The sequence below is a fragment of the Segniliparus rugosus ATCC BAA-974 genome, assembly GCF_000185725.2.
Lineage (GTDB): Bacteria > Actinomycetota > Actinomycetes > Mycobacteriales > Mycobacteriaceae > Segniliparus > Segniliparus rugosus.
On record NZ_KI391953.1, the window covers coordinates 1938017 to 1952246 of the forward strand.

Consider the following 14230-nt stretch of genomic DNA (forward strand, 5'->3'; position numbering starts at 1 on the left):
CCGGCATTCGGCGAAAAACCCGTGCCGGAACGGTAGCTCTCCTGTGCGCCAGTTCCTTCCGGACACTACCATAAACGAACTGGGGTTTTTATAAAATCCCAGTTCAGCAGCCTTACGTTCACAGGAAACTCCCATGAAAGGGCTGGAATCGGACTACTGTCCGCCGTCGTCCTCGGGAGCGGGAGCCGCATCGTCGGCAGGGGCCGGAGCCTGGTCGTCCTCAGGCGCGGCGGCCTGGTCGTCGGCAGGGGCCGGAGCCTGGTCGTCCTCGGGAGCGGGAGCCTGGTCGTCCTCGGGAGCGGGAGCCTGGTCGTCCTCAGGCGCGGCGGCCTGGTCGACCTCTGCCGCGGCGGCGGACGGGTTGTCCCAGTCCGGGCGCAAGTCCACCCCGCAGCGAGCGGAATAGAGGTCGTTGAAGTGGTGGAACGCGTTCATGGCGTCGCCGAGGTGCTGCATGATCTGCTGCGCGGCCTCGTCCATGGGCGGGCGCGGGCCAAGGATGTTGGAGGCGGAGTCGAAGGCCGCCGCCGTGTCGTCGTCCGCTTGCGCGAGGTCGTCGGCGGCGGAGCGCAGGTCGTCGGCTTCCACGCCGCCCTCGGCGGCGCGCAGTCCGCCGCTGGCGTGGCGCAGCGATCCGGAGATGTCGCGCGACTGGAGGAAGAGCTGGATCATGTTGACCTGGCCGGTCTCAAGCTCCGGGTTGTCCGGGTGCGGCAGCGCGGGAGCGATCGTCGGGCCGATGTCGTGGATCTTGCTGACGGCGATGGCGGCGTCGTTGGCAGGGCCTGCCAACGAGTCGCAGGCCGACTGGACGTCTTGGGCTCCTTCGGGAACAGGCGCGGCCGCCGAGAAGGCGGCGACGCCGAGCCCGGCCGTGGCGAGGGAGCCCACAATGGCCGCTGCCATGCGAGATGTGTTCTTCATAGAGATGTTGGCTCTTTCCGTGTTCTGCACGCGTCGGTGTACTTCGGGAAAAGCCTGGCATGAGGGCGCGGAACACGTCTAGCTGTGTGTGAAGTCTTGACGCTATCGTTGTTTTTCGCGCATTGATCGTCACCGGATCGTCATCATTCGCGAGTGTCCGCGCGGTGTCCGGACCAGCACGCTTGCAGAGCTTCCCCGGTCAGAGGGCGGGGAAAATGGTTCTTCCCATTGGCGGCGCTCCGGTAGAATGAGCGCCCGTGATTGTGGCGAACGACCTGGAAGTGCGAGCTGGGAGCAGAACGCTGCTCTCGGCGGCGGGGGCGGCGCTTCGCATCCAGCAGGGCGACCGGATCGGCCTGGTGGGCCGGAACGGCGCGGGCAAGACCACGACGATGCGCATTCTCGCGGGCGAGACCAAGCCGTACGGCGGGACCATATCCCGCACCGGAGAACTCGGCTATCTGCCGCAGGATCCGAAAGAGGGCGATCTGTCCGTCCTCGCGAAAGACCGGGTGTTCTCCGCGCGAGGCCTGGACACGATCCTCCGCGAGATGGACAAGCAGCAGGTCAAGATGGCCGAGGTGGTCGACGAGCGCGAGCGGGACCGCGCCATTCGCGCGTACGGCGAGCTGCAGGAGCGGTTCGAGGCGCGGGGCGGCTATCTCGCCGAGAGCGAGGCGACGCAGATCTGCGTCCGCCTCGGCCTGCCCGAACGCGTGATGCAGCAGGCCATCGGCACGCTCTCCGGCGGGCAGCGCCGCCGTGTGGAGCTCGCGAGGATCCTCTTCGCGGCGACCGAGGGCGGCGACGGGTCCGGCACCACGCTCCTGTTGGACGAGCCGACGAACCACCTCGATGCCGACTCGATCACCTGGCTCCAGTCGTTTCTCCAACGCCACGAGGGCGGCCTCTTGCTCATCACGCACAGCGTGGAGCTGCTAGACGCGGTGGTGAACCGGGTCTGGTACCTCGACGCGATGCGCGGCGAGGCGGACGTCTACAACACGAACTGGAAGACGTACCTGAAGACCCGGGCGCTGGACGAGGAGCGCAGGCGGCGCGAGCGGGCCAACGCGGAGAAGAAAGCGAGCGCGCTGCAGAGCCAGGCGGCGAAGTTGGGCGCGAAGGCCACCAAGGCGGTCGCGGCGAAGAACATGGCGAGGCGCGCGGAGCAGATGCTCGCGGCGTTGGAGCCGGACCGGATCGCCGACAAGGTCGCGGACATCCGCTTCCCCGACCCGGCCCCGTGCGGCAAGACCCCGCTCATGGCCGAAGGGCTTTCGAAGAGCTACGGCTCCTTGGAGATCTTCGCCGGGGTGGACCTCGCCATCGACCGAGGCTCGCGCGTGGTGATCCTCGGGTTCAACGGCGCGGGGAAGACGACGCTCCTGCGGCTGCTCGCCGGGGCGGAGACCCCGGACACCGGCGCGGTGATCCCCGGCCACGGCCTCAAGATCGGGTACTTCGCCCAGGAGCACGACACCATCGACCCGGACGACTCGGTCTGGGACAACATCCGCCACGCCGCCCCCGACGCCCCCGAGCAGCGCTTGCGCGACCTTTTGGGCCAGTTCATGCTCACCGGCGACCAGCTCTCCCAGCCCGCCGGGACGCTCTCGGGCGGCGAGAAGACCCGGCTCGCGCTCGCGGGCCTGGTCTCCTCAGGCGCGAACGTGCTGTTGCTGGACGAGCCGACGAACAACCTCGACCCGGCTTCCCGCGAGCGCATCCTCGGCGGTCTGCGCAAGTTCACCGGGGCGATCATCCTCGTGACCCACGACCCCGGCGCGGTGGAGGCGCTCGCCCCGGAGCGGGTCATCGTCCTGCCGGACGGCACCGAGGACCACTGGTCGGCGGATTACCTGGAGCTGGTCGAACTCGCCTGATCTTTCCTGGGGTCCGTGCGGCGTTCTCGGCTCCTCGCGCACCCGCTCGTTCCTCGCTGCTCTGAACGATCAGACTGCCGCAGACGAGCCCGCCGCGCCGTTCGTGTCGGGAGCGCGGATCCCCGCGCAGCTGGTGGGCGAGGGCGTGCGGTTCACCCGTCCGCTCACGTTTTTGGCCGGAGGGAACGCGCCGGAGCAGTCCGTGCGGCGTTGTCGGAGCCGAGAGAGAGCCGTGGGCAGCCGGAAGATTGTTAGCATCGATAGCTATGAGATTGTCGCCTATGAGAAAAGCCAGAAGATGGGCCCGTCCGGCGTTGCTCGCCGCCGCGTTGTCGGTCGCTCCCGCTCCTGTGGCCGCCGCCGCGCCCGATCAGCACGCCTGCCAGGCGCTGCAGGCGGCGGGGCCGACGTTCCGTGATCTCGACCAGAAGCGCGCCGCGTTGCAGAACCAGTTGAAAGCGTTGCACGGCTCGCGCCCGCAGCAGGGCGATATCGACAAGTGGCGCGACCTGCAGCGCCAGCTCGGCGGGTTGTTCCGCGACAGCCAGCAGCTTTTGGAGCGGACCGCCGACGGCGTCGGCAACGACGACGCGGAGCAGGCGCTGCGCGACCAGGCTTCGGCCTACCAGGATCTCGCGGACGTCCAAGACGAGATCGTCTCCTCCGACGACACGGACGGCGTGCCGGAGGACATCACGGACAAGTTCAACGCCGCCGCCGCTCGGATCGCCCCGGCCGCGGACCGGCTCAACACCGTCGAGCGGGACGTCTGCGCGAGCAGCTGAGTTATTTCGGGAGCGGCGCGCGCAGATCCCGCTGCGCCGCGCCTGCCTGCGGCGAGGCCGATGGCCGAGGCTCCGGCAAGGCCGCCGGTGGCTTCGGCTTCGAGGATCAGCCCGGTCCGGTTCCCGTCGCGCGCCGCGCCCAGGATCTCCCGCTCCTCGCCGCGGACGAGGAGCGTCATGTTCTCGGTGAAGGACTCGGGCGCCGTGATCGGTCCTCATTCCTCGATGGTGTTTTCTTGTGGGTTCGGCTCTCTGGCTTCAAGTCGGCTTGAGGCCAACTTTTTCGGGCCTCGCGGAGCCGGGAAAGCGGGCCGCGCGGAGCCGGGAAAGGGTGAGTTCTCGATCACTTGGTTATTGACCCTCCTCCCAACATCGCGCTACTGTAGAGAGGGTCTTGATGCCGTACGTCGAGCCCCAGGAGGTGCGCAATGGCGCCAGCCCAATCAAAATCTCCCATCGCGAAAGACTCGGCGCGCGCCGTGAAGGGCGCGTCGGCGAAAGCGCCTGCGGGCAAAGCGAAGACCGCCGCCGCGCTGCGGCGCAAGGGAGTGCGCGTGCTCGGCTCCGACCGGGCCGAGCTCCAGGCGGACCTGAAGGCGAAGTACGAGGCGGGAGCCAGTATCCGCAGCCTCGCCCAAGAGACGGGCCGTTCCTACGGCTTCGTCCACAAGGTGCTGGTCGAGTCGAAGACGGCGCTGCGCGCCCGAGGCGGCGCGCACAATGTGGAGCCCGAGCCCGCGAAAAAGGCGAATAGCAAGAAGAAGTAGCTGCGCGCGCCTCGTCCGTGCTATATCTAACGGATGGGGTGTGTTCGGTTCTCGGCGGTAGTGGCAGTCATTGCCGCCCTTGTCCATTTTCCGGTCCGCGCTGCGGCTGATCCTGCCCCGTGCGGCGTGGTGACGGGAGGCGGCGTGCATGTGGGCGGAGATGTCGTCAGCCATGTCCGCGTCGCCGAGCACGAGGGCTTCGACCGTGTTGTCTTCGAATTCGCCACACTTGCGAAAGCCGGCGACCCGGAAGCCGACGACGCCAAAGCCCCTCTTGCGTCGGCGAAACCCGGATCGGGAGTTCCGCAGTATGCGATCAATGTCGGGGGCCTGGCGGGATCAGCCCAGGACCGAGAGGCGGGACCAGGCCGGTGTATGGCTCGGCTCTTGTCGACGTCCTCTTCAAAGGCATTGCTTGGACCGCTGGGATCCGCTACCCGGAGCGCAACGGCCCGGTGCTGGATTTGCCGCTGGTCAAAGAGGTGGCGCATGGCGAGCTTTTTGAGGGGCATGAGGGCTTCGGAATCGGGCTCGGCGAGAAGCGCTGCCCTTCGGTCGCCGAGCTGACCGATCCGCCTCGGCTGGTGCTGGACTTCCCGCACTAAGCCCGGCCGACGTCCCAGAGGTGGTGGACAGGGTCGTGGATGAAGTAGCGGGCTAGCGACTCGACCGTGAACGCGCTGCCGTCGCCGCGCAGCCCGCGCCTGCCGAGCGCGCTGTCGGGGACCGCCTCGAAAGCCGACGCAACGGCTTCTGCGGCTTCGAGCAGCTGCGCGAGCACCTGGCCGGGATCTTGCTCGCCGTAGCGGTCCTTCTCGGCGGTTTTGTCCTGGTCCCAGTTCGGGAAAGACGGCTCGTCCTGTTCGAGCATCAGGGCCAATCGCGCTCGGAAGATCCGGAACACATCGCGCACATGCGCCCCGTATTCGAGGGCGGACCAGGTGCGTTCGTCCGGGCGGACGCGGACGTCCTCGCGCGCGAGCGCCGCCCGCCAGCCTTGCGAGTTCTCCCGCACGAGCCCAGGTATGGCGCGGAACGCGATCTGCGAGGTTTCGAGGCCGCAGTCGGGGCAGGGGCGTTCGAGCACCCAAGTCCAGTTTTTCGTGTCAGGAACGATAGCCACGCGCACAAGGTTATAGTGACCTCGTGTTCTGGGGTCGGCATTTTCTTTTTGTCCTGAGGCTTGCCGTGTTGGTGGCAAGTTTTGTGCTGGCGAGTTGCGCGCCAGGCGGGGAAAGCTCACGTCCGAGTCCGGATGCGCGCGCCTCGGCCGACGTGGATCCGGTCAGGGCAGAAGTGGAGCAGGCCTTGCGCCAGGTTGACTTCTGCGGTTTCGTCGACCCGGACGCGCTCCACGCCGCTGTCCCGACGTTGGCCTCCTACGGCCACGCGAGCAGCTACAGCTTGTGTTCGCTGAATTTCGCAGATGCGGGTCCGGCCCAGATCAGGGGTTTCGTCTCGTTCACGACCGTGGGACCGCGCCCCAGCCTTCGGAGATGGGCGGGGAGCCGTTCGATGTGGACGGGATAGAAGTGCGCCGGCTTTTCAGCTCCACGAGCAACCGGGGCGCTTGCAGGTTCTTCTTCGACCTGAAACTCGGCGATCTGCCCTCCGCGCCGAGAGATCCGGAGACTGCGGGCCGAATGAGTTTGTTCCGGGTCGAGGCGGGCGCGTACTTGTACGAGCGGGACGAGCCGAGCGAGTGGAACAACGCGCGGCTGTGCGACGCGGGGAGGGCGATCGCGACGGTCGCAGCCCAGGTCTGGGCGAAGCGGCTGCCGATCTGGGAGCCGCAGGACCAGCTCGCGAAATTCGCCAAAGCCGATGCATGCTCCTTGTTCCCGAAGCTGCGCGGGTTCGCGGGCTACGACCCCTATGCGTTCGGCGGCGGGCCGAACACGTGCGTCTTCGGCGAGCCGTCTGACGCGCGGAGAGTGGTCTTGACCCTCAAGCCGCTCACAGCGGACGACCTGAACGGCCGCAACGCGATAGGCCAGCTCAACAAGGAACGCGCCGTCGAACGACGCGACGGGGTCGAGCTGCACGTCATCCAGCATCCGAATTCCGACCGCAAGGATCTGTGCGAGGTCGTGGTCTTCCTTGGCCGGTCCTTCGCGCCGGTGTCGTTGCACCCCGGCGAAGCCGTTGCGGGCACGAGCGGCCTCATCACGCCTGGGGCTGTGGCCCAAGGCCTTTGCGGGGATTCGCTCAAAGACGTCGCCGTGGCCGCCGCGAAGAGGTTCGCGGCTTAATCGGCAGACGGGTTCGGCACTCGGATCGCGGTCTCGACCATGTCGAGGACGGCGTCGAGCCGGGAGGTGTCCTCGCCGCTGGCGAGATGGCTGACCAGCCCGTCGAGCATGAGCTGCAGGTACTCGTAGAGCACCTCGACCGGGATGTCGGCGCGCACCCTGCCGTCGCTCTGCTTGCGGCTCAACCGGGCCAGAGCCGCCTCGCGGACCGCGGTGGAGCGGTGCGTCCAGCGCTCGCGGAACTCCGGCTCGGTGCGCAGCCGCCGAGTGATCTCAAGCCGGGTGGTGAGCCACCCCAGCTCCTCGGGCCTGCGCAGCAGATCCCGCATCACCTGGACGAGCCCGTGCGAGGAGGCGAGCTGCGCCATCCGCTCGTCGTCCTCTTTGGCGAGGGCGAAGAACAGCTCCGCCTTGTCCTGATAATGGTGGAAGATCGCGCCCCGAGAGAGCCCGGTCGCCGCTTCGAGCAGGCGGACGGTCGCGCCGTCGTAGCCGTGCTCGGCGAAGCAGCGCCGGGCCCCGTCGAGGATCTGCCCCTTCGTGGCGGCTATGCGGTCGGGGCTTACCCTAGGCATGTCCGACACGCCCAGCTGGCGAGCTGCTGCGTTGCTCCTCGCCTCGTGTGCCCATACCGCCTCCGTGCGCCACGGCTCGGTGCGCCTTGCATCTCATCCACCTGGACGGCCGGAAGCTCTTCGACTACCCGGCGGCGATCATGTTGCGGAGGACGTACTGCAGGATGCCGCCGTTGCGGTAGTAGTCCGCCTCGCCGGGGGTGTCGATCCGCACCACCGCGTCGAATTCGACCTTCGAGCCGTCTTCCTTGGTCGCCGTGACGTGGACGGTCTTCGGGGTGACGCCCTCGTTGAGCTTCTCGATGCCGCTGATGTCGAAGACCTCGGTCCCGTTCAGCTTGAGCGAGTACGCGGACTCGCCCTTGGGGAACTGGAGCGGGATGACGCCCATGCCGATGAGGTTGGAGCGGTGGATGCGCTCGAAGCTCTCGGTGATCACGGCGCGCACGCCGAGCAGCGTGGTGCCCTTCGCGGCCCAGTCGCGGGACGAGCCCGAGCCGTACTCCTTGCCGCCGAGGACGACGAGCGGGATGCCGGCCTTCTGGTAGTTCACCGACGCGTCGTAGATGAACGCCTGCGGGCCGCCCGGCTGGGTGAAGTCGCGGGTGTACCCGCCGGAGACGCCGTCGAGCAGCTGGTTCTGCAACCGGATGTTCGCGAAGGTGCCCCGGACCATGACCTCGTGGTTGCCCCGCCGCGAGCCCAAGGAGTTGTAGTCCTTGCGGTCGACGCCGTGGGCGTCGAGGTACTGCGCGGCAGGGGTGCCCGGCTTGATGGACCCGGCGGGGGAGATGTGGTCGGTGGTCACCGAGTCGCCGAGCAGCGCGAGGACGCGGGCGCCCTTGATGTCCGCGACCGGCGCGGGCTCGAGCGGCATGCCGTCGAAGTACGGGGCCTTGCGCACGTAGGTGGAGGAGTCCTGCCACTCGAAGGTGTCGCCTTCGGGCGTGGGGATGGAGCGCCAGCGCTCGTCGCCCTTGAAGACGTCCGCGTACGACTTCGTGAACATCTCGCGGTTGATCGTCGACTTGATGGTGTCCTCGATGTCCTTGGGCGCGGGCCAGATGTCCTTGAGGTACACCGGCTGCCCGTCCGTCCCGGTCCCGAGCGGCTCGTGCTCGAAGTCGAAGTCCATCGTCCCGGCGAGCGCGTATGCGATGACCAGCGGCGGAGAGGCCAGGTAGTTCATCTTCACGTCGGGGGAGATGCGGCCCTCGAAGTTCCGGTTGCCCGAGAGGACGGCGGTGACGGTGAGGTCGTTGTCGTTGATCGCCTTGGAGATCGCGTCGGGCAGCGGCCCGGTGTTGCCGATACAGGTGGTGCAGCCGTACCCGCCGAGGTAGAAGCCCAGCTTCTCGAGGTACGGCCACAGGCCGGCCTTCTCGTAGTAGTCGGTGACGACCTGGGAGCCCGGAGCCATGTTGGTCTTCACCCACGGCTTGGAGGTCAGGCCCTTCTCCACGGCGTTCTTGGCCAAGAGGGCCGCGCCGAGCATGACCGAGGGGTTGGAGGTGTTGGTGCAGGAGGTGATGCCCGCGACGACCACCGCGCCGTGGTCGAGGATGAACTCGCCGTGCTCGTCGGACTTGACCAGCACCGGCTTGGACGGTCGGCCCTCAGAGCCGTTCGCGGCGGAGAACACCGGCACGGCGTCGTCGTCGGCGAAGGACAGCTTGGCCGGGTCGCTCGCGGGGAAGGACTCCTCGACCGCCTCGTCCAGCTTGGTGTGCGGGGTCGGCTGCTGCTCCTCGACGTAGTTGTGGATGTCCTTGCGGAACGCCACCTTCGACTCGGAGAGCAGGATGCGGTCTTGCGGGCGCTTCGGGCCTGCGATGGAGGGCACCACGGTGGACAGGTCCAGCTCCAGGTATTCGGAGAAGGCGGGCTCGTGCGCGGCGTCGTGCCACAGGCCCTGCTCCTTGGCGTAGGCCTCGACCAGCTTGAGCTGGTGCTCGTCGCGCCCGGTCAGGCGCAGGTAGTCGATGGTCTCCTCGTCGATCGGGAAGATCGCGGCGGTGGAGCCGAACTCCGGGCTCATGTTGCCGAGGGTCGCGCGGTTCGCCAGCGGCACTTCGGCGACGCCAGCGCCGTAGAACTCGACGAACTTGCCGACCACGCCGTGCTTGCGCAGGATCTCGGTGATGGTGAGCACCACGTCGGTGGCGGTCACGCCCGGCTTGATGGAGCCGGTGAGCTTGAAGCCGACCACGCGCGGGATGAGCATCGAGACCGGCTGGCCGAGCATCGCGGCCTCCGCCTCGATGCCGCCCACGCCCCAGCCGAGGACGCCGAGGCCGTTGACCATGGTGGTGTGCGAGTCGGTGCCGACGCAGGTGTCCGGGTAGGCCTGGCCGTTGCGGGTGAAGACCGTGCGGGCGAGGTATTCGATGTTCACCTGGTGGACGATGCCGGTGCCGGGCGGGACGACCTTGAAGTCGTCGAAGGCGCCCTGGCCCCAGCGCAGGAACTGGTAGCGCTCGGCGTTGCGCTCGTACTCCAGCTCGACGTTGCGCTCGAAGGCGTCGGCGCGGCCGAAGACGTCGAGGATGACCGAGTGGTCGATGACGAGCTCGGCGGGGGAGAGCGGGTTCACCTTGTTCGGGTCGCCGCCCAGCTCGGTCACGGCCTCGCGCATGGTGGCGAGGTCCACGACGCACGGCACGCCGGTGAAGTCCTGCATGACCACGCGGGCCGGGGTGAACTGGATCTCGACCGAGGGCTCGGCGGAGGGGTCCCAGTTGGCGAGGGCGTTGACGTGGTCTTGGGTGATGTTCGCCCCGTCTTCGGTGCGAAGAAGGTTCTCGGCGAGGATCTTGAGCGAGTAGGGGAGCTTTTCGAGGCCTTCGACGCGGTCGAGGCGGAAGATCTCGTACTCCTGGTCGTCGACCTTGAGGGTGTCTCGGGAGTTGAAGGAGTTGATGCTGGCCATAGTGGACCTCCTTATTCGGCATCCGGCGCGCAGGAACATGCCTCTCGCATCGGATGACCCAGGGCTGGTGGGACGGGAACCATCGTAACAGTACAAGCATACTGCTATGTGCGGGGGTGCGTCAACGCCGATCCGGGCGCGGTCGCGGCGGATCTGCGTCGGCTGGCGGTACGATGCACGTCATGAGTCCATGGCCGCTGAAGCAAGACCTGCCCGCGGGGGCCGATCCTGCGGCGATCCGCGCGGAGCTCGCTCGGACCGGCGTGTACGCGGGCCCGGCGGACCGGCCGGGCCTGGCCCAGGTCGTGGCGCGGGCGAAGGGGCAGGGCCTGGACTTCGAGGTCCTCGTGCTGCCGCCGGGCGATTACGTCCCCACGCAGTTACGAAACCTGGCGACGGAGGTGGCGGGCTCGGATCCGGTCACCGTGCTGGCCGTCGCGCCGGGCTACGCGGGGTCCTACTCCGCGAGCATCTCCAGGGCGCGGCTGGAGAACGCGCAGGACGAGCTCGACGGGAACCCGACGGTCGCGGCGAACCAGTTCCTCGACCGGTTGCTCGCCCCGAGCGTCTCGTGGACGGAAATCACCGCCGTTTTGTCCGTCTTGGTCCTCGGCGCGGTGGTTGTGGCGAGGCTCTCACAAAAATGCAGACTCGTCTCGCGGAAATTCCGGCCGGGCTCGCGGGAAGGCGGGCGAGGCGCGGTTTCGGAGCCCGAGACCGCCGTGAACAGCGGACAATAAAATTACCTTTCTGTAATTCTCTGCGTTAATCCGAAACGTTGATTGCGAATTCCCTTTCTCATTTCCGATTGTTTTATAAACGGCAGTCGGCAAAGCGTTATAGATCCGTTGCCAGGGTTGCGTAAGTTGCTCTTGGAACGCATGGTGTGCGTGTGAAAGACTGAAGAACGTCTGCTCGAGCGCTGGGCGCGGTGCCGGTGCGAGAAGGCTCGCCCGGAGGGGGCGGACGAGGCCGACGACGGCGTGACGTAAACGGCGTGACGTAAGGAGATGAGGTGCAGGTGGCTGGCAGGAAGATTTCGGACGAGGAGCCCGCGCGGGCCCACGGCCGCCCCGGCGCGTCGAGGCGCGCGTTCGTCGCGTTCGGCCTCGCGGCTGGGCTCCTCGCGGCCACGCCCTCCTTCGCGGCCGCCGACCCGGAGCCGCCCTCGGACGGCATGCCGGGGCCGGAGGCTCCGGCGGCTCCGGAGGGCGTCGAGCAGCAGCTCGCGGCCCAAATCGCAGCGCAAGACCCCGAGTTCGGCCGCTACATCTACTACGGCCCCACGCCCGCCGCGGCTCAAGCGCCGCCGCCCCCGTCGGGCGGCGGATACGTGCCGAGGCTGTACGGCCCGCAGGCGATCGAGACGGTGATCCGGCGCGGCCTCACGCAGCTCGGCCACATCTACTCCTGGGGCGGCGGCAGCGCGTACGGCCCGTCCAGGGGCGTCCGGGACGGCGGCGTCGCCGACAGCTACGGCGACTACAACATCTCCGGGTACGACTGCTCCGGCCTGATGGTCTTCGCTTTCGCCGGCGCAGGCGTCCTCCTGCCGAAATACAGCGGCAACCAGTACCGATCCGGCAGGCATGTCCCGGCGGCGCAGATGCGGCGCGGCGACATGATCTTCTACGGCCCGAACGGGACGCAGCACGTGGCGCTTTACCTCGGGAACGGCTGGATGCTCGAGTCGCCCGAGTCGGGGGAACGGGTGCACGTCACCAGGGTGCGCACGCCGGGCATGTGCCCGGACGTCGTCCGATTGTTCTAATCGCCTTCCATTAGCCGATGCTTTATGTCGCGCTGATGTTCGATATCCGCTGAATTGCGCTTCCTGAAAAAGCCGCGCGGCCAGCCTGTCCTATCGCCGATTTCCGAACTCGCGCTCTCCTGATTTCTTTTTTTATAAAGCCGCGCCGGAGCAAAGCGTTATCGACATGTTGTCGGAGATACGCATGTTTTTCCTGATGTCTGTGGTGTTTCTGTGAAAGACTGACGCATATCCGAACAACGTGAAGCGCGGAGACGACACACGAGAGTCGCGCAGGCGAGGAGAACCATGACACAGACGGCCAATTCCAAGGCGGAAGCTGCCGCGCTGGCGCGCGCGGACCGCCAGATCGGCTCGCTGCGCCGCGCGATTGCCGCATTGAGCGTGTCCGCGGGCGTCGTGCTCCCCTCCATGCAGCTCGCAGCTGCGGAGCCGGCTCCGCAGCCGGACGGCGACGTCGCGGCGGCGAACGCCGAGGTGGACCGCGACCAGCGCGCCTTGGGCGACGCGGTGAGCGAACTGGCCGCCGCGAACAGCGAGATCGACCGCCTCGACGGGGCGGTCGAGGCGAAACAGCAGGCCGCGAACAAGGCCATAGAGGACTTGCGGGCCGCCCGGTCCTCCGCCGACGAGGCCCGCAACCGCGCAGGCGCGGCCCGCGACGAGCTCCGGGGCGCGCAGACCCAGGTCCAATCGGCGCAAGACCAGGCGGACTCCTTGGTCCAGCTCATGTACGCCAACGGATCCGCGCTCTCGCCGGAGCTGGCCCTCATCGGCGCTCCGAGCGTGGCAGACGGCCTGGACCGGGCGGCGGTGGTCCAAATGATCGCCTCGGACCAACGGCGCGTGCTCGACGAGGTCCGGCGGGCGCGCAACGACGAGGCCAACCGCGCGGCCGCGGCGAACGCCGCCGACCGATCGGCGCAGCAGGCCGTCGCCGACGCGGAACGCGCGAAGCAGGACGCGGACCGGGCGGTCGCCGAGGCCAAGGCCGCCTCCGACTCGCAACTGGCCAAACGCGACGAGCTCGTTCGCGCCCGCGACGAGGCGCAGCGCAAATTGGACGAGGCGAAAGACTCAGCCCGAGCCCTCGCGGACCAGCAGGCGAAGGCGCAGCAAGCCCCGGCCACCTCTGCCGCCGCGTCGGCGGGCGAGCAGCAGGCTCCCGCGCCGACGGGCGAGCAGCAGCAGGCTCCCGCGCCGCCCGAGCAAGGGCCCGCGGCCGCGCCGGACGTCGAGCAGCAGCTGGCCCAGCAGGTCGCCGCGCAAGACCCCGCCCTCTCCCAGCTGATCCTCTACGGCGCGACCCCCGCCGCTGCCGCCGCGCAAGAGCCCCCGCCCCAGGCGGGCGGATACGTGCCGAGGCTGTACGGCCAGCAGGCGGTGGAGACGGTGATCCGGCGCGGCCTCTCCCAGATCGGGCGGATCTACTCCTGGGGCGGCGGTTCGGCCTACGGCCCCACCCGGGGCATCCACGACGGCGGCGTCGCCGACCGGTACGGCGACTACATGATCTCCGGGTACGACTGCTCGGGCCTGATGATCTACGCCTTCGCGGGCGCGGGCATCCTCCTGCCGCACTACACCGGCTACCAGTACCGGGCGGGCAGGCATATTCCGGCGGCGCAGATGCGCCGGGGCGACCTGATCTTCTACGGGCCGAACGCGAGCGAGCACGTCACCCTCTATCTGGGCAACGGCTGGATGCTCGAATCGCCGCAGTCGGGCGAGCGGGTCCACGTCACCCGCCTGCGCACGGGCGGGATGTGCCCGGACGTCGTCCGCATGTTCTGATCCGCTGCGCCGCCCCTAGGCCGGCGCGCCGGGCGGCCGGTCCTTCGCCCGCTGCCACGCGGCGCGCAGCTCGTCGGCTCCGACGCCGAGCAGCGGGGCGAGCGCTTCGGCTCTTTGCGGGGTGAGCGGCGTTCCGCCGCGTTCGAGCATGGACAGGGCCGTCGTGCTCATCCCTGCTGCTTTCGCCAATTGCGGCTGGGTGAATCCGGCGAGGATGCGCAGATCTCCCAACGTGCGCTTTTCGGGCGGGATGACCACGACGCGACTGACTGGAACGCCGAGGACGGCCAGCGCTGCGCTGAGCTTGTCGATGGTCGGTAGGACTTCGCCGCTCTGCCATCTTCTCAGTGTGTTCTCCCCGATCCCGGAGAGCCTGCCGAGGTCGTGGTTGCTGATGCCTTTGCGCTTGTACTCGAGGCGAGCTTTGGTGAATTCGCTATGGCGGAAACCGCGCAGGATACGACGGCTCACACGCTACCGCTCAGATCGCCTGGTCCCATGCACCCATGCTCGGCACGTCGACAATGATCGTCACGTATGGATGAAA

At 68.0% G+C, this 14230-nt stretch carries 12 protein-coding genes and 1 pseudogene; 8 read left to right on the forward strand and 5 right to left on the reverse strand.

Annotated elements, in window-relative coordinates:
• Positions 1 to 153: 153 nt before the first annotated feature.
• The gene (locus HMPREF9336_RS18990; protein WP_040584749.1) at positions 154 to 924 is read right to left on the reverse strand and encodes a hypothetical protein; all 771 of its coding nucleotides are present in this window, start codon (positions 922 to 924) and stop codon (positions 154 to 156) included.
• A gap of 257 nt (positions 925 to 1181) precedes the next feature.
• Here HMPREF9336_RS18990 and HMPREF9336_RS09535 point away from each other — a divergent pair, with 257 nt between their 5' ends.
• The 4 genes from HMPREF9336_RS09535 (at position 1182) to HMPREF9336_RS19325 (ending at position 4967) form a co-directional block, all read left to right on the forward strand.
• Positions 1182 to 2810: an ABC-F family ATP-binding cassette domain-containing protein gene (locus HMPREF9336_RS09535; protein WP_007471275.1), complete on the forward strand. Its 1629-nt coding sequence runs from the start codon at positions 1182 to 1184 to the stop codon at positions 2808 to 2810.
• A gap of 266 nt (positions 2811 to 3076) precedes the next feature.
• Positions 3077 to 3595 (forward strand): hypothetical protein, encoded by a 519-nt coding sequence (locus tag HMPREF9336_RS09540; RefSeq protein WP_007471277.1) that lies wholly within the window; start codon positions 3077 to 3079, stop codon positions 3593 to 3595.
• Between the two features lie 428 nt (positions 3596 to 4023).
• Positions 4024 to 4362 carry a helix-turn-helix domain-containing protein gene (locus tag HMPREF9336_RS09545; RefSeq protein WP_007471278.1) on the forward strand — a complete coding sequence of 113 codons (339 nt, stop codon included), beginning with the start codon at positions 4024 to 4026 and terminating at the stop codon, positions 4360 to 4362.
• 119 nt (positions 4363 to 4481) lie between these two features.
• Entirely contained in the window at positions 4482 to 4967 is a 486-nt protein-coding gene (locus tag HMPREF9336_RS19325; RefSeq protein ID WP_425277256.1) for an AMIN-like domain-containing (lipo)protein, read from the forward strand.
• On the opposite strand, the gene HMPREF9336_RS09555 is transcribed toward HMPREF9336_RS19325, so the two are convergent.
• Positions 4964 to 5485 carry a DinB family protein gene (locus HMPREF9336_RS09555; protein WP_007471281.1) on the reverse strand — a complete coding sequence of 174 codons (522 nt, stop codon included), beginning with the start codon at positions 5483 to 5485 and terminating at the stop codon, positions 4964 to 4966. The genes HMPREF9336_RS19325 and HMPREF9336_RS09555 overlap by 4 nt on opposite strands.
• Positions 5486 to 5858: 373 nt before the next feature.
• Between HMPREF9336_RS09555 and HMPREF9336_RS09560 the strand changes: the two genes are divergently transcribed.
• Entirely contained in the window at positions 5859 to 6614 is a 756-nt protein-coding gene (locus HMPREF9336_RS09560) for a hypothetical protein (RefSeq protein WP_007471283.1), read from the forward strand.
• Here HMPREF9336_RS09560 and HMPREF9336_RS09565 read toward each other — a convergent pair.
• Complete coding sequence (locus tag HMPREF9336_RS09565; RefSeq protein ID WP_021030429.1) at positions 6611 to 7189, reverse strand: TetR/AcrR family transcriptional regulator; 579 nt, start codon at positions 7187 to 7189, stop codon at positions 6611 to 6613. The genes HMPREF9336_RS09560 and HMPREF9336_RS09565 overlap by 4 nt on opposite strands.
• 124 nt (positions 7190 to 7313) lie before the next feature.
• Positions 7314 to 10118 (reverse strand): aconitate hydratase AcnA, encoded by a 2805-nt coding sequence (gene acnA, locus HMPREF9336_RS09570; RefSeq protein ID WP_007471287.1) that lies wholly within the window; start codon positions 10116 to 10118, stop codon positions 7314 to 7316.
• A gap of 182 nt (positions 10119 to 10300) precedes the next feature.
• On the opposite strand from acnA, the gene HMPREF9336_RS09575 reads away from it, so the two are divergent.
• From HMPREF9336_RS09575 to HMPREF9336_RS18995, 3 genes and pseudogenes are all read left to right on the forward strand, one after another.
• On the forward strand, positions 10301 to 10858 hold the full coding sequence (locus HMPREF9336_RS09575) for an Rv1476 family membrane protein (RefSeq protein ID WP_084206640.1): 558 nt from the start codon (positions 10301 to 10303) through the stop codon (positions 10856 to 10858).
• Between the two features lie 608 nt (positions 10859 to 11466).
• Positions 11467 to 11889 (forward strand): annotated as a pseudogene (locus tag HMPREF9336_RS19380) (C40 family peptidase); the annotation flags it as partial.
• Between the two features lie 288 nt (positions 11890 to 12177).
• Positions 12178 to 13683, forward strand: coding sequence for an NlpC/P60 family protein (locus HMPREF9336_RS18995; RefSeq protein WP_021030431.1), 1506 nt, complete (start codon positions 12178 to 12180; stop codon positions 13681 to 13683).
• A gap of 15 nt (positions 13684 to 13698) precedes the next feature.
• Here the strand turns inward: HMPREF9336_RS18995 and HMPREF9336_RS09590 are convergent, their stop codons facing one another.
• Entirely contained in the window at positions 13699 to 14154 is a 456-nt protein-coding gene (locus HMPREF9336_RS09590; protein WP_007471295.1) for a helix-turn-helix transcriptional regulator, read from the reverse strand.
• Between the last annotated feature and the right edge of the window lie 76 nt (positions 14155 to 14230).

Bases quoted from the DNA above. Each gene is read 5' to 3' on its own strand.
- HMPREF9336_RS18990 (WP_040584749.1), bottom strand. From the start codon at position 924: ATGAAGAACACATCTCGCATGGCAGCGGCCATTGTGGGCTCCCTCGCC.
- HMPREF9336_RS09540 (WP_007471277.1), top strand. From the start codon at position 3,077: ATGAGATTGTCGCCTATGAGAAAAGCCAGAAGATGGGCCCGTCCGGCG.
- HMPREF9336_RS09545 (WP_007471278.1), top strand. From the start codon at position 4,024: ATGGCGCCAGCCCAATCAAAATCTCCCATCGCGAAAGACTCGGCGCGC.
- HMPREF9336_RS09560 (WP_007471283.1), top strand. From the start codon at position 5,859: ATGGGCGGGGAGCCGTTCGATGTGGACGGGATAGAAGTGCGCCGGCTT.
- HMPREF9336_RS09565 (WP_021030429.1), bottom strand. From the start codon at position 7,189: ATGCCTAGGGTAAGCCCCGACCGCATAGCCGCCACGAAGGGGCAGATC.
- acnA (WP_007471287.1), bottom strand. From the start codon at position 10,118: ATGGCCAGCATCAACTCCTTCAACTCCCGAGACACCCTCAAGGTCGAC.
- HMPREF9336_RS09575 (WP_084206640.1), top strand. From the start codon at position 10,301: ATGAGTCCATGGCCGCTGAAGCAAGACCTGCCCGCGGGGGCCGATCCT.
- HMPREF9336_RS18995 (WP_021030431.1), top strand. From the start codon at position 12,178: ATGACACAGACGGCCAATTCCAAGGCGGAAGCTGCCGCGCTGGCGCGC.